The organism is Microbacterium sp. EG9 (genome assembly GCF_059759475.1).
Genome location: NZ_CM186217.1, coordinates 1,954,883 through 1,972,517 on the forward strand (window position 1 = coordinate 1,954,883; position 17,635 = coordinate 1,972,517).

Below are 17,635 nucleotides of genomic sequence, written 5' to 3' on the forward strand. Positions count from 1 at the left end.
CGGGGCATGGGTCGACGGTATCGCCCCGGCCGCGCGCGGCGCTTCGACGTTCGCCGGAAGTCCGCCCCGGCACGATCAGGCACGTCCGGTCGCCTCCCAGAGCCGGATGAGCTTGAGCGCGACATGGAGCGTGCTGCGCTTGATGCCGTCGCTCAGAGCGTCGCGGACGACCTCCGGCATCCGCTCGAGCCGGTAGTACAGCGTCGTGCGGTGCACGAAGAGGATCTCGCACGCCGCCACCACGTTCGCGCCGACATCCAGGTAGGTCTCGATGGTCTCTCGTTGGCTGCCGTCGCCGTGCACGTACAGCGCATGCGCGGCCGGCGAGATGATGCGCAGGTGCTCCGGGTTCGCCGAGGCCGAGGCCAGCAGCAGCCAGCCGCCGAGCTCACTGGCGTCGACCGCCGGATGGAACTGCGGAAGCGCGGCGGCGCGAGAAGCGGCGATGACCGCTTCCTCGGCCGCGGCACGCACGTCCTCCGCCCCCGGCGCAGGAGAGGCCGAGCCGATTCCCAGGACGCGGATGCCGCGCGCGGCCGCCTCCCGGAGGATCACGTCGTCGATGCCGCGATCGGACGGCTGCCCCACGAGCATGACCATGCCGGCGTGCAGGGCCATGAAGTGGTGGGGGACGGGGCGCCGATTCGCGAGGTGCCGGGCGAAGGCGATGGCATGGATGTCCGTGACGGCCGCGTCGACGAGCAGCGCGCGCACGACGGTGCCCTCGTCGCGGTGCAGCCATCGTTGCTGCACCGCGCGGGCGTACGCGCTCCGCCGAACGCCCTCGTCGTCGTGCAGGAGATCGTGCAGCACCGATTCACGGCTCGTCCCTCCCTCCGCGCGCAACAGGTCTCGCACGAGGAGGGATGCCGCATCGAGCGCCTCGAAGTCCGACGGGCCGAGGGATCGTCCCTCCGTCCGCACGGCGATGTGCGCCACCACGACGCCCCGGTCCTCCACCGTCACGTCGAGCCGGCGCGGTGCCGCGAGCGACGGATCCGTCGCGCCGCACACGCCGGCGGGCGCAGACGGCGGTCCACCGCGGACCCACACCGGACGTCCGATCGCGGCGGTGAGCTGTTCGGCGATGCCCTGCAACGTGGCAGGCACGACGGCACTGCTCTCGCTGGCTTTCACGGATGCACTCCTATCCGGGCCGGGCCCACCATGAGGCCGCGCCGGCAGTAGCCGACACGCAGCCACACCGAAGTCGAGTCACAGCCATCCGACCGCGTCCGCGACGGCAGCACCAGGAAGAAAACAGGCAGAAGTGCGACGTCTCCGCATCCGCCGCGGGCACCGTCCCACCGGCCGAGCCACGTCTCCGACTCCTGTCGGAGTGCTGTCGGCGCACTCGTTCCTAGATTCGTCTCAGGGCCGGCACAACCACCACGAGGTATCCACATGACAGCACGTACGACGGTCGTCCTGGTTCACGGCGCCTTCCTGGACGCGTCCAGCTGGTGGCCGATCGCGCTGCGCCTACTCGGAGGCGGGCATCCCGTGCTCGCCCCTCCCCTGGTCGGCCGCAGCTTCGACGGCGACTGCACCTACATCCGCACCGTCGTCGAGCGCATCGACGGAGCGGTGCTGCTCGTCGGGCACGGTTACGGGGCGGCCGTCATCACCGTCGCGGGAGACGCGGCGAACGTCACCGGCTTGCTCTTCATCGCCGGCTACGCGCTCGAGCGCGGCGAGAGCATCGGCGAGATGCGCGACGCCTTCGCCCCGGACGAGGTCTCCCAGCACCTCGTCCCCGCGATGTTCCGCGACGACCACGGCGTTCCCGGCACGGAGGTCACCGTCGCCGTCGACGCGTTCCCCCGCCTGCTCGCCGAGGGTCTCCCCGCCGACGAGGCCTCGGTGCTCGCCGTCTCGCAGCGGCCGGTGTCGGTGTCGGTGTTCAGCGAGCGCGCGCGCGTCGAGGCCTGGCGCGGCAGGCCCAGTTGGGGCGTCGTCGCCACGGAGGATCGCGCGATCAACCCTGACGTGCAGCGCTTCGGGTACCGGCGCGCCCACTGCCGCGACGTCGTCGCCCTCGCCGCGCCGCACCTGGTCACACAGACCCATGCCGCCGAGATCGTGGGCTTCATCGACACCATCCTCGGGGACGTCGCCGCCGATGACTGACGCGCCGGCCGAACGGCCTCCCGCAGGGCCCCGCGTCTGGGCGTCCGGATTCACGCCGCTGACGGTACGCATCTTCCGACTGGTGTGGCTGGCCTCCCTCGTCAGCAACATCGGAAGCTGGATGCAGACGGTCGGTGCGCAGTGGCTGCTCGTCGAGACGAACAGCTCCGCCCTGCTCGTGGCGCTCGTGCAGACGGCATCGGCGGCACCGGTGCTGATCTTCGCCATTCCCTCCGGCGTCATCGGCGAGTTCCTCAACCGACGGCTCGTGCTCCTGTACTCGCAGGCCGTCCAGTTCGTCGTCGTGCTGGTGCTGGCCTTCCTGACCTGGAGCGGCCAGACCACCCCGACCATCCTGCTGGCGTGCACCTTCGTCCTCGGCACCATCTCGGCCGTCCAGCTGCCCGCCTTCCAGGCGCTCGTGCCCGACATCGTCCCGCGCGACATGCTCGTCGACGCGGCCAGCCTCTCGTCGATCGGCGTGAACATCGCGCGCGCCGTCGGCCCCGCGGTCGCCGGACTCGTCGTCGCACAGTTCGGGGTCGTCGCGGTCTTCCTCCTCAATGCGGCCTCGTTCGTGGTGTTCCTCGGCGTCCTGCTGTTCTGGAAGACCTATCGCCCGCCCGCCGCCCGTCACGAACCGTTCGTCGACGCCACCCGCGCCGGCACGCGTTACGTGCTCCACTCCCGCGTCGTGCGGCTCACCCTGCTGCGACTGGCGATCTTCCTGATCCCCGCGAACGCCCTGTGGGCACTCCTGCCGACCATCGCGAAAGACTCCCTGGGCTTCGCCGCCACCGGCTACGGCCTCCTGCTGGCCGCCCTCGGCGCCGGCTCCATCATCGGAGCGTTCGTGCTCCCGTGGGCTCGCCGCATCGCCGCGCTCAACGGCGTCGTCCTCGCGTCTTCCGCCGTGTTCGGTGCGGGACTGGTGATCCTGGTCGTCTCCCCGACGCTCTGGGTGACCTTCCCGGTCCTGGTCGCGACGGGGTTGGCGTGGATCGGCGTGATCGCCACCATCAACGGCACCATCCAGGCGTTCCTGCCCGTGTGGGTGCGCACCCGCGGACTCTCCTTCTATCAGCTGGTCCTCTACGGGTGCACGGCGGCGGGCGCCGCGCTCGCCGGCATCCTCGCGGCCGTATGGGGGTCGGGGGCCGTCGTCGTCGGCGCGGGGGTTCTCTGCATCCTGAGTGCGTTGTCGCTGCTCGTGTGGCCCCTGCCGACGACGACCGGAATCGGACGCGACATCGTCGAGGTCCCGGGCGTCCAGGACGAGCCGCGGGCGGACGGCCGCGACGACGCGGCCGTGCTCGTCCTGATCCGCTACGCCGTCCCCCGCGACCGGCGCACGGAGTTCCTTGCTCTCCTGTCGCAGGTCAAGCAAACCCGGTTGCGCACCGGCGGCCGCGAGTGGCGCGTCTACGCGGATGCGGACGACGCGGACATCCTCGTGGAGGCGTACACCGTCGGGTCATGGCGGGAACACGTGAGCCAGCACGAGGGGCGCACGACGGCGTTCGACGGCGAGCTGATCTCCCGCGCGTGGGCGATGAGCGCGGTCGCCCCCGAAGCGACCCACCTCCTCGACATCGGACGGCCGCACCCGCGCCGACACCCCCGATCCACCCCCGCCTGATCAGATCCGCACCGACAGACCCACCCCACCCCGCAACCGACGAAGGAGACACACATGTCCGACCAGCCGCTCACCGCGCACCTGTCCGAGCACCACCGCACCACGCTGTACCACCTCGAACAGCACCCCACCTCGCACAATCTCGAATGGCACGACATCCTCTCCCTCCTCGAGGAGATCGCGGACGTGACCGCCGGGCACGACGGGACGTTCCGGGTCCGGCTCGGGCAGTCCGAGCTCTTCCTCACCAGACCGCGTCACAAGGACATCGACGAGCAGATGGTGTTGGACGTGCGCCGCCTGCTGCGCGAGAACGGCATCTTCACGACGAAGAAGTAGGCGCCGAACGGGGCCGCGACCTTCGGCATCCGGGCAATCTTCTGCATCTGTCTGAGGCCGCGTCCCCTCCCGACGAGTGTGCTGAGAGGGCGGGCCGATGCCCGCACGACGGCCGCGAGAACGAACGGAGCTCCCCATGCACGACAACACCCCCACCCCGCACCACGAGTCGCCGGCGTTCGGCAACCCCGATCTCCCCCCGGAGGGCGAGTCCAACACCGTGGACGACCCGGCGAGCCTCACGATGACCGGGTCCCGGAACCCGGTCATCGAGAGCCAGTTCCCCGACCAGATCGATGCGCCCGGAACGGACATCTCCACGCAGGCGCTGTTCTGGTCGTCGTTCAACATCTCCCCGCGCCGGGTACAGCGCGGCGGGTGGGCCCGCGAGCTGACGAAGCAGGACTTCGCGATCTCCGACGAGATCGCCGGGGTCAACATGTACCTGGAGCCCGGCGGCATCCGCGAGCTGCACTGGCACCAGACGGCCGAGTGGGCGGTCATGACCCGCGGCCGGTGCCGCGTGACGACCCTCGGCCGCTCCGGCCTTCCGAGCGTCGAGGACGTCGAGGAAGGCGACCTGTGGTTCTTCCCGGGTGGGACGCCGCACTCGCTGCAGGGGCTCGGGCCCGACGGCGCGGAGTTCGTGCTGGCGTTCGACGACGGAGAGCAGTCCGAGTCGAACACGCTCCTGCTCACGGACTGGTTCGCCCACACTCCCCCGGAGGTGCTCGCCAAGAACTTCGGCGTCGCGCAGGAGGTCTTCGCCGACATCCCGCTGCACAACCTCTGGATCTTCCCCGGAGAGGAGCCCGGCGACCTCGCGACCGACCAGACGGATGCGGGCGCGGAATGGGGCGCCTCGGAACCGATCATCTTCCGCCTGTCGCGGTCGCAGCCGCTGCACAAGAACTCGGGCGGCAGCATCCAGATCGCCGACAGCACGAACTTCCCGCTCTCGCGCACCGTCGCCGCCGCGCTGGTGACCGTCGAGCCCGGGTCGATGCGCGAGCTGCACTGGCATCCGAACGCCGACGAGTGGCAGTACTACCTCCGCGGCTCCGCCCGGATGACGGTGTTCAACACCGGCCCCCACGCCAACACCACGGACTTCCGCGCGGGCGACGTCGGCGTGGTGAGGAAGAACTTCGGCCACTACGTCGAGAACACCGGCGATGACGTCCTGCAGTTCCTCGAGGTGTTCAAGGCGCCGAAGTACGAGGAGATCTCGCTGGCGAACTGGCTGAGCCACGTCCCGCCCGCGCTGGTGGCCGCGCATCTCAACATCGATGCGGCGACCCTCGCGACGTTCCCGCGGGGCACGCAGGGCATCACACCCCTCCGCACGTAGGCCGCGCGGGGCGGAGGTGCTCGACAGGCGTCGGAACGCATTCCCCACCCGGTGCTCTAGGTTCGGGAGCATGAGCAACTCCTCGTCGAGACGTGTTCCCATCGAGGCCCAGAAAGTCGATGCGCCTCTCACCTCCAGTGCGACCTTCCTGGTCGTGACCGTCAACGACGACGCGGATGCCGCGGCCACGGTCCGCGACACCATCAGCGGAATCGACGACATCATCAAGAACGTCGGATTCCGCGACCTCGACGCCCAGCTCTCCTGCACCGTGGGCATCGGCTCGCGGGTGTGGCCCCGCCTCACGTCGCGGGCCGCTCCCCGCGGGCTCCACCCCTTCACGGCGGTCACCGGCGCGACGCACACGGCGCCGAGCACCCCGGGCGACATCCTGTTCCACATCCGCGCGAACCGGCAGGATCTGACGTTCGAGTTCGAGCGCCAGCTGATGGATGCGCTCGGGGATGCCGTGACCGTCGTGGACGAGACGACCGGATTCCGCTATTTCGACGTCCGTGACCTGCTGGGGTTCGTCGACGGCACCGCGAATCCCGTCGGCAACGCGGTCGCCGACTCGACGCTGATCGGCGACGAGGATCCCGACAACGCGGGAGGCAGCTACGTCGTGATCCAGAAGTACCTTCACGACCTCGACACGTGGCAGGCCCTCACGACCGAGCAGCAGGAGGCGATCATCGGTCGGAAGAAGGCGGACAACGTCGAACTGGACGACGCCGACACCGGGCAGAAGTCGCACAAGACGCTGTCGACGATCGTGGTCGACGGTGTCGAGCACGACATCCTCCGCGACAACATGCCGTTCGGCAGCCCCGGCGCGTCGGCGCTCGGCACCTACTTCATCGGATACGCGCGCCATCTGTGGGTCATCGAGAAGATGCTGGAGCGGATGTTCATCGGAGACCCGCCCGGCCTCCACGACCGGATCCTGGACTTCTCGACGCCGGTGATGGGCTGCACGTTCTTCGTGCCGTCGGCGGATGCCCTCAGCGGGCTCGCCGACGGCCCGGCGACCCCGCCGGCGTAACCGGCGCAGCCGGGCGGCAGCCGAACGGTCAGTAGTCGGTGCGAGATTCCAGGTCGATGTCGACCGTGGTCGCATCCTCGGCCCAGGCGTTGAGCGCGGAGCGGAGCTGACGATGCAGCCACTGGTCGGTCAGCGGCTCGGAGCCCGACTCCAGAGCCGTCAGCTGTGCGAGTCGTTCGTCCACGGTGCCGCTCAGGTCTGCCGGGCCGGAGTCGTTCGTCTCAGTCATGTCACTCCTCATCTCGGTGGGTGCCGCCGGAGGTGACCGCCGCGGCGAACACCGGCGCGGTCGCTGACCTCACGGTACTCGGGCAGCCCGGCTCGAGGTCGGGCGAACGTTCGACTTCTGTCGCGACTTCTCGGCGGGCACGATCCCGACGGTCTCGAACAGCATCCGCTCGAGAACGGCACCGCCCTCGGCGAGAAGCCGGCCGTCGTCGGCGCGGTCGCCGGTGCCCACGACATCCACGGTCATCTTCAGACCGTCGAAGGCGCCCACGAGCACCGTGGCGAGGGCGGCCGCGTCCACGGACTCTGCCCTGTCGTCGACGCCCTGGGCCTCGCGGATGAGGCTCGCGACGAGGTCGATCCACCGCCGCGTCACCGCCGCCGCGAGATCGCGGGTGGGCTCGGCGTCGGCGAGGCGCTGCGTGAGGCGCGAGATCACCCAGGCGTCGGGATCCTCACGGTGCAGCGAGAGCATCGCCGGAAGGAGCCGCGAGAGCCTCGGCTGCCCCGCGTCGACGTCCGCGACGGCACTTTCCACGGCGGCGATCCACCGTTCGTGCCGGTCTTCGAGCACGGCGACCGCGAGAGCCTCTTTGCTGTCGAAGTGGAAGTACACCGACCCTTTCGACATCCCGCTCGCCTCGATGATGTCGGCCATCCGCGCCCGGTCGTAGCCCAGGCGGGCGAACACCCCCGCGGCGGCGTCGACGATCACCTCTCGCGACGCCGCACCCTGCGCCGTCGGCCCGGCCGGACGCCCCACGCGGCGGGCGGCGGTTCGACCGGCTTCGGCTTCGGCGACTGGACGCGCAGGCATGTTCCCACTATAGTCCTGATTTATTAGACCGACCGGTTTGTTTATTTAGGAGAATCGTGCGCACCATCACCGCAGGGACCACCGCCCTGATCACCGGAGCCTCCTCCGGAATCGGGCGCTCGTTCGCCCACCGCTTCGCCGCCCTCGGCAGCGACCTCATCCTCGTCGCGCGTCGCGCCGACGTGCTCGACGAGCTCGCCGCCGACCTCCGGGCACGGCATGCGGTGTCCGTGACCGTCATGGCGCACGACCTCGACCGCCCGGATGCCGCGCAGGAGCTCGTCGCCCGCCTCGAGCGCGAGCAGATCGCCGTCGACGCCCTCGTCAACAATGCCGGGCTCGGCATCCACGGTGACGTGGCGACGCAGCCGCTGAGCTCGGCGACCACGCAGATCGCGGTCAACGTCAACAGCCTCACCGCGCTCTCGGCGCTGCTGCTCCCGCCGATGCTCGCGCGGGGCCGGGGCACGATCATCAACGTCGCGAGCACCGCGGGCTTCCAGCCCGTCCCCCACATGGCCGTCTACTCCGCCTCGAAGGCGTATGTGCTCACCTTCACCCGCGCCCTGTGGCGCGAGACCCGCGGCACCGGCGTGGACGTGCTGGCCCTCTGCCCCGGCGCCACCGACACCGCGTTCTTCGCGACAGCCGGCGACGCGGCCTCCGTCGGCGCCCGCCGCACACCCGAGCAGGTCGTCGAGACGGCCCTGCACGCCCTGCGCCGCGGCCGCCCCTCGGTGGTCGACGGCCGCGGCAACGCGCTCGTCTCCTGGCTCGCCCCGCGACTTCCCGAGCGGCTGTCCCTCACGCTCGCGGAACGTTCCGTCCGTCCCTGAACCGCCGGTCCCCGGCATCCTCACCCCGATCGAAGGAGATCACCATGCACATCCACGAGTTCGCCCGCGCCGCTGCCGCCGCGGTCAACGCGCACGACCCGGCCGCCGTCGTCGCACTGTGGGCGGAGCCCGCCGCCTACCACTCCCCCCTGACCGGTGCGCAGAGCGGGCTGCACGCCCTGCAGGAACGAGAAGAGGCGCTCTTCGGCGCGTTCAGCGATCTGCGCGCCACGATCACCCCGCTCGGACAGGAGGGCGACACCGGCGCGATGCTGGTGCGATTCGACGGAACCCACGACGGCGTCTACGGCGGGTTCGCCGCCACCGGACGCGTCATCGACCTCGAGATGATCGCGGTGGTCACCTTCGACGACCACGGCCGCGTCGTGGCCGAGCGCGTCTTCATCGACTCCGCCACCGTCGCGGCGCAGCTGGCGGCGTGACGCGGCGTCGTCGACGACATCGCCTGCGGGCCGGCGAGAAGCGACGGACTCATAACGATTGCGTCGATGCCGGTGCGCACCGCGTGCGGTCATGAGCAGGATCGGAGAGTGCACCTTCTGGCTCGTCTGGCGGCTGTGGTGACGTGCGCCGCCGCCGTCGTCTCGCTCGCCGGGTGTGACAGCTGGGCCGCGGACCCCGTCTTCTTCGCGCGGGCGGACGGGGCGACGATCGTTCGCATGTGCCTTCCCGTGACGATCTCCTCCATCACGCTCGAACGGATGGACGGCGAGGACGACGACAGCGCCACTCTCGTCTGGTCAGCCGCCGGATCCGCCACCGTTCCGGAGGGGTTCGAGTTCGCGGTGGGTGCGGCACCCGCGGGCCTTCAGGTCACCATCGGGCCTCGCAGCGAACAGGAGGTGGCCGCAGCGCTCGGCGATCAGTTCGCAGCCACCATCCGTGCGGCCGACTCCCAGGGTGACCACGAATTCTCAGCACTCATCGACGTGTCCGACTTCGATCACTCCGAGTGGGTGAACAGCGGGGGTCCGGCCGCAGCGGCCTGCGTTCGGGACCCCTGCCCGCCGGGATACGCGTGCCTGAATCGGTGGCCTCAACCCACCGGACTCGCCGTGCTCCCGACACCGACCTGGACTCCGACGACCGCCGCAGCGCCCTGAGAAGTGAGTTGACGCGCTCGCGATGCGGATGCGGGCCGGCTCAGCGTTCACAGGCCAGGCCATCGCCGTCACGGTCGAGGTCGTAGACGTCGCGACCGACGACACGCGCGACGCCGTCGAAGTAGGCGGGTCCGTTGCCGCTTCCCCACGCGCAGTCGACGTCACTGGCAATCGGCACGCACGCGTCCGCGTAATTCGGGTCGCAGTCACTCGCCGCTGCGGCTGGGGGTGGTGGTGGCGGGTCGTAGGTACCGACGACCGTCACCTCCGTCACGGCAGCCAACGTGACGACGTCCGAAACCAGTTCGCGTGCCGTTTCAACTCCATCGACCGAGGTGACTCGATAGGTCAGCGTGCGTTTGCCATCCTGTCCGGTCGTCGTTATGGCGGTCTGTCCACGAGCGATATTGGCATCCTCGATGGACGCTCGGTCGAAGGGAATCGCCTCCTCTACAACCTCTTCGCGAACGATCGCCGTGGGAGTGGGTGTGGGAGTTGATGTCGCCGTTCCGGCAGAGCGTGAAGGCGTGGCGGCAACAAATCCGTGCGCACCGGAATCGATGTGCTGCGGTGGAGCATTGAGGGTGCCCGCCGCATTGACCGCCCCCGAAAGCACCAAGACGAGGGCTGCGCCAGCCGCGGCGCCGACGGCGGCCCTGCGTGATCGCAGCCGCAGCCAGGTACGGGACCCTCGACTCAGGCCTACGATCGCGGTGACCAGAACGGCAAGAGATATCAAGGCCGCCAGCGGGGCCAAGAACACAGAAACCAGCAGCATCCCCAGCCCGATGAGAATCCACATCCACGGTCGCATCGTTCGGCGCACTCCCGAGGTCGACGGGGTCGACGCCGATGACGGAGCGACGTGTGCGGTCCACTGGCGACCATCCCACCACCGCAGCTGTTCGGAGCCCGAGGGGTCCTGATACCACCCAGGCATGATGTCGGGCATTCACACTCCTCGTCGAGCACCAAGCAGATGAGAAGACTCTAATGTTCCGACGCCGTGGCGGAAACCGGCGCTGGCCGGATGTATTCCCGGGATCTCCTGACACATCAGGCACCGCGGAAATGCTCCCCTGCGAGGAGGGCGCCCTCCACTACAATCCGATAGGGGTGCTCATCGCGTTTCATCTGCCAGCAGGAGCGATTCTGAGAGGGATGGCCGCAAAACGGAACACGAAATAGGGGGAATACTGTGGTGCCCCTGGAGGGATTCGAACCCCCGACCCGCTCCTTAGGACGGAGTGGCTCTTCCACTGAGCTACAGAGGCTGGCGCGTCGATTCTACCCGGGCGGCGCCGCGGCACCGGCCCCGCCGCCCCCATCCAGCGCCCACCGCAGGTACGGCGCGAGGTGTGCGGAGTAGGCGACGGTCAGATGGGTCTGGTCGTAGCGGATGGGCAGCGTCCCCGCGAACGCCGGGCACACATCCTGCCAGCAGGTGAAGGCCAAGGCATCCACCACGCGATCACCGGACGACGCCACCGCGGCGGTCGTCGCCGCCTGCATGTCGCGCCAGGTCGGCGTGATGCTCGTCGCACAGGCGTAGGGCGAGCCGAGGCGCGTGTAGCAATTGCCGAGCGGGGCGCCCTCCGGCGGAGCCTCGAGATAGACGATGCGCCCCGGCATCCCGTAGCGTGCCATCTCCGCGGCCTCGGCGGCGGTGAGCTCCGCCGCGCTGAGGTCGCGCCCGTCGGCGGTGCGGCCCAGCGTGTACGCGTTCGAGACGAGCACCGTCTCGGGCTGGTCGGCCGCGATCATCGCCGCGACGTCGTTCTTCCGCTGCGTGCACGCCTGCATCACCGCGGGGTCGTCGTTCTGCACCAAGACGTCCGTGAACCGGCATCCGTAGAGCCCCACGGTGGTGACGCGGATCGCGCCCCCGCTCTCCTCGGCGAGCGCCTTCAGCGCCGGCGCGTAGGCCATCGCCGTCGAGTCGCCCACGAGGTAGAGGTGGCGCGGCGCGTCGCCGCTCCCCCACGTGCACGCCGCGGCATCCGGCAGCGGCGTCGGCGCGAAGCAGTCGTGCGCCGGGTTGGCCCCCGACGACTGGGCCATCACCTCATCGAGCGACGGATGCAGCTCCGGCCAGGTCGTCGCCGACACCGCGGCGGCCAGGTCTGCCTGCAGCGCAGCCGTCGGGTCGTCGATCGCGGGCGCCGCCTGCGCCGCGTCGGCGCTCGGCGGAACCGGACGCGGCTGCTGCACCTGCACGGCGAGCACGAGCAGCAGCGCCGCGGCGACCAGCCCCGCGGTCGCGAGCGACACCTGCGTGCGGAACCGCTCCCGCCAGGCCACCATCGGAGCAACGCTCACCACCGCCCCGGCGGCCTCGAGGACCGGCGGCGCCGGGACGACGGGTTGCGACTGCGGAAGCCGCTCCTCGACGATCGCCTCGACGACGGATGCCGCCGGCACCGCCTCCGCGCCCGGTGCGGCAGCCTCGGCCCCCATACGCGCGCCGCCCGGGTAGTAGCGGGTGCCCGGCTGCCACCCCGCGGGCCGGCGCGTCGCGATCTCGGGGGTGCGCGGAGCGGGGGCAGCCGGCGCCACTCGACCGGCCGTCGCCGGCGCGGCATCCAGTCCCACGTCCGGCGCCGCGTCAGCGCCCGCGCCCGCATCCGCCACGGGAACCCGGCCGCCCAGGAACGGCGCGTAGCGCAGCGGCTGCTCCACGATCGCGTACGACGCGAAACCCACCACGGCGACGATCGCGAGGGTGAGCGGCAGCGACCAGGGCGACGCCGGAAGTAGGGCGGCGGCGAACACGACCACGGGGAAATGCCACAGATAGAGCGAGTACGAGGCGTTGCCGACGACGACCGCCAGCGGGTTGGTCCACGGGAACAGCGCCCGCGGCGATGCGGCGACGCCGCCGGCGAGCGCCAGCGCGGTCGCGGCCGTCGGCGCGGCAGCCCACGGTCCGGGAAAGCCCACACTCGCGGGGTCGATGAGCAGGAGCGATGCGACGACACCGGCGACGCCGATCCAGGCCAGCAGGGCCGCGGCGGCCGCGGGAATCCGACGCAGCACCGGCACCCCGGCGGCGAGCAGGGCGCCCAGAGCGAACTCCCACGCCCGGGTCGCTGTCGAGAAGTACGCCGCCGTCGGCGCCGACGCCCCCTGCAGCAGCGCCCAGCCGAAGGATGCCGCGATCACGACGACCGCCCACGCCCCCACCACCGCGGCGACCGCCCGGCCGCGGCGCGCGACGGCGGGCACGAACAGCAGCGACACGATGAGAAGGCCGGGCCACACGAGGTAGAACTGCTCCTCGACCGACAGCGACCAGAAGTTCTGCAGCGGCGACACGGCATCGCCCGCATGGAAGTAGTCGGTGCCCTGCTGCGTGAACCGCCAGTTCGACACCAGCAGCAGCGCCGAGACACCGTCCCACAGCACCTGTTCGGCCCGCGCACGACCGAAGAGGGCGAACGCGGCACCGACGACCGCCCCGACCGTGACGAGCGCGGCCGGCAGCAGCCGCCGGACGCGCCGGCCGTAGAAGCGCGCCAACCGGATGCGGCCCGTCTCCCGCTGCTCGTGCAGCAGCATCCCGGTGATGACGAAACCGGAGATCACGAAGAACACGTCGACACCGGCGAACCCGCCTCGCGGCCAGCCGGCGGCGTGCGCGCCGATGACGGCCAGCACGGCGAGCGCGCGCAGACCTTGGATGTCGCGACGTAGAGGCACGGAGGAGACCGGGGACGGGAAGGGGGCTGGACTCAGCCTAAGGGAGCGCTCCCACTGCGACGGCGCAGGACCGTGATCCGCCGCTCGACACCGCTCAACGTCGCTCGGCGGGATTGGCGACGATCGAACGCCGCCCGACGGCGAACCACACGATCGGACCCATGAGCGGGAACATCAGTGTGACGAGGATCCAGAGCGTCTTCTCCAGGCTCGTCGCCGCCGACGAGGCGATGCTGACGACGGCCGCGATGAACAACGCGATGCCCGCGAGCACCGCGATCAGGATCAGGACGTGCCAGCCGGAGACCACCATGCCCCCAGCATGCCTGACACGGCGACGGAACTCACGGGGTCGGCCCGAAATCCCGCAATCTCACCGTGCGAGATCGGCGGCGATGTCGGCGAGCGCACCGAGCACGCGGCGGACCGCCGCGCGGGCGAGCGCGTCGGGACGAGCGAGCACGTCGACGTGGCGCACCAGCGCGAGCCCGGCGACCGGGCGCAGCACCATGCCCTCCGTCGCGAGGGCCCGGGCGGTGTAGCGCGGCATGATCGCGATCGCCGCACCCGCACGCACGATCTGGGCCGCGACGAAGAACTCGTTGACCCGGTGACCGATCACGGGAGGCTCGCCGCCGACCGCGGCGATGGCATGGAGCACCCCGGCAAGCGGGAAACCGTCATGGGTCGAGATCCACGTCTGACCGCGCAGCTCCGCGGGGGTGATCGCGTCTCGGGCCGCCAACGGATGGGCCGCGGGAAGGGCGACGTCGAGGGGCTCGGCGAACAGCGGCGTGACCCGCACCCGCTCGCGCGGCCAGGGCGGATCGTGGGCGAGCCGGTGCGCGATCACCAGATCGTGATCGGCGGTGAGACCGGCGAAGTCCTCCCGTGCGACATCCGCGTCGGCGAATGCGACGGCATCGCCGCCGACCGCGGCCAGCAGCGGTCCGAACAGGGCGACGCCCGCGCTGTGGAACGCCGAGACGCGCACCGGCGTCCGGTCGTGCGCCAGGTAGGCGCCGACGCTCTCCCGCGCGAGCACCAGGGCTTCCTCCACCCGCATCCCCGCTGCGGCCAGCGCGCGCCCGGCATCCGTGAGCACGAGCGTGCGCCCCTGCTTCACGGTGAGCGGCACCGGGACGTCCGCCTGCAGGATCGCCAGCTGCTGCGACACGGCCGACGCACTGACGTGCAGCGCGGCGGCGACCGCGGTCACGCTCCCCCGGTCGCCGAGCTCGCGGAGCAGCCGCAGCCGCATCGGATCCATAAGCAATCTCTAACACATCGATGAAGACATTGCCCGATGTTCTTCACGCCGGATGCTGCCACTCTGACTCCATGACACGGCGCGCCGACCTCCTCGTCGACCTCGCCCTCCTCGCCGTCGCCGTCGTGTGGGGCGCGAGCTTCCTCGCCGCCAAGGACCTCATCGCCGTCACCGGCGTCCCGAGCGCCAACGCGCTGCGCTTCCTCCTCGCCGCGGCGGGCGCCGGCATCCTGTGCCTGCTCGCGCGACAGCGCCTGCCCCGCGGACGCGGCCTGCTCATCGCCGTGATCCTCGGCATCTCGCAGGCCGCGATCATCGGCCTGGAGACCTGGGGAGTGAGCCTGACCTCGGCGACCAATGCGGGCCTGCTCATCAGCCTGGCCCTCGTGATGACGCCCGCGCTCGAGGGGATCGTCTCGCGGGTCTGGCTGCCGCGCTCCTACTTCGTCGCGGCCGTCGCCGCCGTCGTCGGCGTCGCCCTGCTCGTCTCCGGCGACGGCATCCGCCCACCCACCGCCGGTGACCTGCTCGTCATCGCGGCCGCCGTGGTCCGCGCCGTGCACGTCACCGCGAGCGGCCACCTCACGCGTTCACGCGCCGACGGCTCGCTCGGCGTCGTGTTCGTGCAGCTGGTCGTCGGCAGCGCCGTGTTCACCCTCCTCGCGGGCCCGGCGCTGCCCCGCGCGGTCGGCGCGCTGGATGCCGCGGCCGTCGCCGACGTCGTCTTCCTCGGTCTGCTCTGCTCGGTCTTCGCGTTCGTCGTGCAGCTGTGGGCGGTGCGGCGCACCTCCGCCGCGCGGGCGAGCATGCTCATGGGCACCGAGCCGGTGTGGGCGCTCGTCGTGGGCGTGGCCCTCGGCGGGGAGGCGATCGGGGTCGTCGGCATCGGCGGCGCGGCCCTCATCGTCGCCGCCAGCTACGCGGGTCAGGCGATCGAGCGCCGCCACCGCCTCGGTCGCCGCGAGGCGGCGGGTGAGCCGCACCGCACCGCCCGAGCGGTCAGTGGAACAGACGGCGCCACACGTTGGTCTCGGCGAGGTCGATCAGCTCGTCGCCCCGACCCGACAGCACCGTCCGCAGCGCCCACAGCGAGAACCCCTTCGCCTGAGCGAGCGTGATCGCGGGCGGGATCGCGAGCTCCTGCCGGGCGGTGACCACGTCGATCAGCACCGGCCCGTCGACGGCGAGGGCCTGCGCGACGGCGCCGCGCAGCTCGCTCGCCTTCTCGACGCGGATGCCGGTGATGCCCATCGCCTCCGCGATCGCCGCGAAGCTCGGGTTCTCGAGCCCGGTGCCGAAGTTCACGATGCCGGCGGCCTTCATCTCCAGCTCGACGAAGTTCAGCGAGGAGTTGTTGAAGACCACGATCTTCACCGGCAGGTCGTTCTGGCGGATCGACAGCAGATCGCCCAGCAGCATCGCGAGGCCGCCGTCCCCGGCGAGCGCGATCACCTGACGCGACCGGTCGACACCCTGCGCTCCGAGCGCCTGCGGCATGGCGTTGGCCATCGACCCGTGGGCGAAGGAACCGATGAGCCGCCGGCGCCCGTTCATGCGCAGATAGCGCGCGGCCCAGATCACCGGGCTTCCGACATCGGCCGTGAACACGGCATCCTCGGCGGCGAGCTCGTCGATGACGCGGGCGACGTACTCGGGCCGCACGGGCGCCTTGCCGTCGTCGATGGCGAGATCGTCCAGCCGCTCGCGGGTCTTGCGGTAGTGCGCGACGCTCTCCTCGAGGTGCGACGAGGAGCGGTCCCGCTGCAGCAGCGGCAGCAGCGCGTTCGCCGTCTCCTTCACCCCGCCGACGAGGCCGACGTCGATGGGCGTGCGCCGCCCCAGCTGCTCGCCGCGGACGTCCACCTGGATGACCGTCGCCTTCGACGGGTAGAACTGCCGGTACGGGAAATCGGTGCCGAGCATCAGGAGCGTGTCGCACGACTCCATCGCCTTGTAGCCCGAGGCGAAGCCCAGCAGTCCCGTCATCCCGACGTCGTGCGGGTTGTCCCACTCGATGTGCTCCTTGCCGCGCAGGGCGTGCACGATCGGCGCCTGGAGCGCCTCGGCGAGGGCCAGCACCTCGTCGTGCGCGCCGGCGACACCCGATCCGGCGAGGATCGTCACCTTCTTCGCGTCGTTGAGCGCCGTCGCGGTGGCGGCCAGGGCGGATGCCGCGGGCAGCACGGTCGAGCCCGTCGCCCGGATCGGGGCGGTGGGACGGCGGTCGGGCGCGTCGGCGAAGAACACGTCGCCGGGGACGACCACCACCGCGACCCCGCGCTTCTCGACCGCGGTGCGCATGGCGATCTCCAGCACCCACGGCAGCTGGGACGGGTCGGCGACGAGCTCGGTGTAGACGCTGCATTCGCGGAACAGCTCCTGCGGGTGCGTCTCCTGGAAGTAGGTGCTGCCGATCTCGGCCGAAGGGATGTGGGATGCGATCGCCAGCAGCGGCACGCGGTTGCGGTTCGCGTCGAACAGGCCGTTGATGAAGTGCAGGTTGCCCGGACCGCACGAGCCCGCGACCACGGCGAGCTCGCCGGTGAGCTCGGCCTCGGCGCCGGCGGCGAAGGCCGCGGCCTCCTCGTGGCGCATGTGCATCCAGCGGATCGCGTCGCCGGCGCTGTCGCGGCGCAGCGCGTCGGTGAACGCGTTGAGCGAGTCGCCGGGGAGCCCCCAGATGCGGGTGACGCCGGCACGCTTGAGAGTCTTGATGAAGAAGTCCGCAACATTCGCCATGCCCTCGACGCTACGCCGCTTGTCGGCACGGCGGGCCTCGACGTCGGTCGAAACGTGCGCGCCCGCTGGGACCTGGCCGCCTCCCGGTCGTTGAGCGAGGGCCACAGGCCCGAGTCGAAACGCCCCACCCCCGCCACCCGCGCGTCACCGCTGCCCGGTCGTTGAGCGAGGGCCACAGGCCCGAGTCGAAACGCCTCACCCCCGCCGTCCGCGCGTCACCACCTCCCGGTCGTTGAGCGGGGGCCACAGGCCCGAGTCGAAACGCCTCACCCCCGCCACCCGCGCGTCACCGCCTCCCGGTCGTTGAGCGAGGGCCCCAGGCCCGAGTCGAAACGCCCCACCCCCGCCACCCGCAGGCCACCACCTCCCGGTCGTTGAGCGAGGGCCCCAGGCCCGAGTCGAAACGCCCCACCCCCGC

17 protein-coding genes, 1 tRNA gene and 1 pseudogene are annotated in these 17,635 nt (G+C 70.9%); 9 read left to right on the top strand and 10 right to left on the bottom strand.

Features of this window, described 5'->3' with window-relative positions; all coding sequences use genetic code 11:
• Positions 1-75: 75 nt before the first annotated feature.
• Complete coding sequence (locus AC6CQV_RS09220; RefSeq protein WP_498259299.1) at positions 76-1,110, bottom strand: helix-turn-helix domain-containing protein; 1,035 nt, start codon at positions 1,108-1,110, stop codon at positions 76-78.
• A 294-nt stretch (positions 1,111-1,404) separates the two neighbouring features.
• On the opposite strand from AC6CQV_RS09220, the gene AC6CQV_RS09225 reads away from it, so the two are divergent.
• From AC6CQV_RS09225 to AC6CQV_RS09245, 5 genes are all read left to right on the top strand, one after another.
• Positions 1,405-2,130 carry an alpha/beta hydrolase gene (locus AC6CQV_RS09225; protein WP_060960094.1) on the top strand — a complete coding sequence of 242 codons (726 nt, stop codon included), beginning with the start codon at positions 1,405-1,407 and terminating at the stop codon, positions 2,128-2,130.
• Positions 2,123-3,769: an MFS transporter gene (locus AC6CQV_RS09230; protein WP_498259300.1), complete on the top strand. Its 1,647-nt coding sequence runs from the start codon at positions 2,123-2,125 to the stop codon at positions 3,767-3,769. Before AC6CQV_RS09225 ends, AC6CQV_RS09230 begins: the two co-directional genes overlap by 8 nt.
• Positions 3,770-3,823: 54 nt before the next feature.
• Positions 3,824-4,108, top strand: coding sequence for a hypothetical protein (locus AC6CQV_RS09235; protein WP_205282551.1), 285 nt, complete (start codon positions 3,824-3,826; stop codon positions 4,106-4,108).
• Positions 4,109-4,244: 136 nt separating this feature from the next.
• On the top strand, positions 4,245-5,459 hold the full coding sequence (locus tag AC6CQV_RS09240; RefSeq protein WP_498259301.1) for a cupin domain-containing protein: 1,215 nt from the start codon (positions 4,245-4,247) through the stop codon (positions 5,457-5,459).
• A 70-nt stretch (positions 5,460-5,529) separates the two neighbouring features.
• Positions 5,530-6,504 carry a Dyp-type peroxidase gene (locus AC6CQV_RS09245; protein ID WP_498259302.1) on the top strand — a complete coding sequence of 325 codons (975 nt, stop codon included), beginning with the start codon at positions 5,530-5,532 and terminating at the stop codon, positions 6,502-6,504.
• A 28-nt stretch (positions 6,505-6,532) separates the two neighbouring features.
• Here the strand turns inward: AC6CQV_RS09245 and AC6CQV_RS09250 are convergent, their stop codons facing one another.
• Positions 6,533-6,733 (bottom strand): hypothetical protein, encoded by a 201-nt coding sequence (locus AC6CQV_RS09250; RefSeq protein ID WP_191008244.1) that lies wholly within the window; start codon positions 6,731-6,733, stop codon positions 6,533-6,535.
• A 69-nt stretch (positions 6,734-6,802) separates the two neighbouring features.
• A complete protein-coding gene (locus AC6CQV_RS09255) occupies positions 6,803-7,549 on the bottom strand; it encodes a TetR family transcriptional regulator (RefSeq protein ID WP_082734197.1) in 747 nt (248 codons plus the stop codon).
• Positions 7,550-7,605: 56 nt separating this feature from the next.
• On the opposite strand from AC6CQV_RS09255, the gene AC6CQV_RS09260 reads away from it, so the two are divergent.
• The 3 genes from AC6CQV_RS09260 (at position 7,606) to AC6CQV_RS09270 (ending at position 9,509) form a co-directional block, all read left to right on the top strand.
• Positions 7,606-8,385, top strand: coding sequence for an SDR family NAD(P)-dependent oxidoreductase (locus AC6CQV_RS09260; protein ID WP_498259303.1), 780 nt, complete (start codon positions 7,606-7,608; stop codon positions 8,383-8,385).
• Positions 8,386-8,429: 44 nt separating this feature from the next.
• On the top strand, positions 8,430-8,828 hold the full coding sequence (locus AC6CQV_RS09265; protein ID WP_498259304.1) for an ester cyclase: 399 nt from the start codon (positions 8,430-8,432) through the stop codon (positions 8,826-8,828).
• 108 nt (positions 8,829-8,936) lie between these two features.
• Positions 8,937-9,509, top strand: coding sequence for a hypothetical protein (locus AC6CQV_RS09270; protein ID WP_498259305.1), 573 nt, complete (start codon positions 8,937-8,939; stop codon positions 9,507-9,509).
• A 40-nt stretch (positions 9,510-9,549) separates the two neighbouring features.
• Here the strand turns inward: AC6CQV_RS09270 and AC6CQV_RS09275 are convergent, their stop codons facing one another.
• The 6 genes and pseudogenes from AC6CQV_RS09275 to AC6CQV_RS09300 form a co-directional block, all read right to left on the bottom strand.
• On the bottom strand, positions 9,550-10,311 hold the full coding sequence (locus tag AC6CQV_RS09275; RefSeq protein ID WP_498260695.1) for a G5 domain-containing protein: 762 nt from the start codon (positions 10,309-10,311) through the stop codon (positions 9,550-9,552).
• An 81-nt stretch (positions 10,312-10,392) separates the two neighbouring features.
• Positions 10,393-10,461, bottom strand: a pseudogene (locus AC6CQV_RS09280) (DUF2510 domain-containing protein); the annotation flags it as partial.
• Positions 10,462-10,708: 247 nt separating this feature from the next.
• Positions 10,709-10,783, bottom strand: a tRNA-Arg gene (locus AC6CQV_RS09285).
• Positions 10,784-10,796: 13 nt separating this feature from the next.
• Positions 10,797-13,208, bottom strand: a complete 2,412-nt coding sequence (locus AC6CQV_RS09290) for an acyltransferase family protein (RefSeq protein ID WP_498259306.1) — start codon at positions 13,206-13,208, stop codon at positions 10,797-10,799.
• 94 nt (positions 13,209-13,302) lie between these two features.
• Positions 13,303-13,521, bottom strand: a complete 219-nt coding sequence (locus AC6CQV_RS09295) for a PLDc N-terminal domain-containing protein (protein WP_205282542.1) — start codon at positions 13,519-13,521, stop codon at positions 13,303-13,305.
• A gap of 60 nt (positions 13,522-13,581) precedes the next feature.
• On the bottom strand, positions 13,582-14,478 hold the full coding sequence (locus AC6CQV_RS09300) for a LysR family transcriptional regulator (protein WP_205282541.1): 897 nt from the start codon (positions 14,476-14,478) through the stop codon (positions 13,582-13,584).
• Positions 14,479-14,549: 71 nt separating this feature from the next.
• Between AC6CQV_RS09300 and AC6CQV_RS09305 the strand changes: the two genes are divergently transcribed.
• Entirely contained in the window at positions 14,550-15,596 is a 1,047-nt protein-coding gene (locus AC6CQV_RS09305) for a DMT family transporter (protein ID WP_498259307.1), read from the top strand.
• On the opposite strand, the gene poxB is transcribed toward AC6CQV_RS09305, so the two are convergent.
• Entirely contained in the window at positions 15,478-17,217 is a 1,740-nt protein-coding gene (gene poxB / locus AC6CQV_RS09310; RefSeq protein WP_492491104.1) for a ubiquinone-dependent pyruvate dehydrogenase, read from the bottom strand. The two genes, AC6CQV_RS09305 and poxB, sit on opposite strands and share 119 nt — an antisense overlap.
• Positions 17,218-17,635: the final 418 nt, after the last annotated feature.

Bases quoted from the DNA above. Each gene is read 5' to 3' on its own strand.
- AC6CQV_RS09300 (WP_205282541.1), bottom strand. From the start codon at position 14,478: ATGGATCCGATGCGGCTGCGGCTGCTCCGCGAGCTCGGCGACCGGGGG.
- AC6CQV_RS09305 (WP_498259307.1), top strand. From the start codon at position 14,550: ATGACACGGCGCGCCGACCTCCTCGTCGACCTCGCCCTCCTCGCCGTC.
- AC6CQV_RS09275 (WP_498260695.1), bottom strand. From the start codon at position 10,311: ATGTGGATTCTCATCGGGCTGGGGATGCTGCTGGTTTCTGTGTTCTTG.
- poxB (WP_492491104.1), bottom strand. From the start codon at position 17,217: ATGGCGAATGTTGCGGACTTCTTCATCAAGACTCTCAAGCGTGCCGGC.
- AC6CQV_RS09245 (WP_498259302.1), top strand. From the start codon at position 5,530: ATGAGCAACTCCTCGTCGAGACGTGTTCCCATCGAGGCCCAGAAAGTC.
- AC6CQV_RS09255 (WP_082734197.1), bottom strand. From the start codon at position 7,549: ATGCCTGCGCGTCCAGTCGCCGAAGCCGAAGCCGGTCGAACCGCCGCC.
- AC6CQV_RS09230 (WP_498259300.1), top strand. From the start codon at position 2,123: ATGACTGACGCGCCGGCCGAACGGCCTCCCGCAGGGCCCCGCGTCTGG.
- AC6CQV_RS09250 (WP_191008244.1), bottom strand. From the start codon at position 6,733: ATGACTGAGACGAACGACTCCGGCCCGGCAGACCTGAGCGGCACCGTG.
- AC6CQV_RS09295 (WP_205282542.1), bottom strand. From the start codon at position 13,521: ATGGTGGTCTCCGGCTGGCACGTCCTGATCCTGATCGCGGTGCTCGCG.
- AC6CQV_RS09240 (WP_498259301.1), top strand. From the start codon at position 4,245: ATGCACGACAACACCCCCACCCCGCACCACGAGTCGCCGGCGTTCGGC.
- AC6CQV_RS09235 (WP_205282551.1), top strand. From the start codon at position 3,824: ATGTCCGACCAGCCGCTCACCGCGCACCTGTCCGAGCACCACCGCACC.
- AC6CQV_RS09265 (WP_498259304.1), top strand. From the start codon at position 8,430: ATGCACATCCACGAGTTCGCCCGCGCCGCTGCCGCCGCGGTCAACGCG.
- AC6CQV_RS09225 (WP_060960094.1), top strand. From the start codon at position 1,405: ATGACAGCACGTACGACGGTCGTCCTGGTTCACGGCGCCTTCCTGGAC.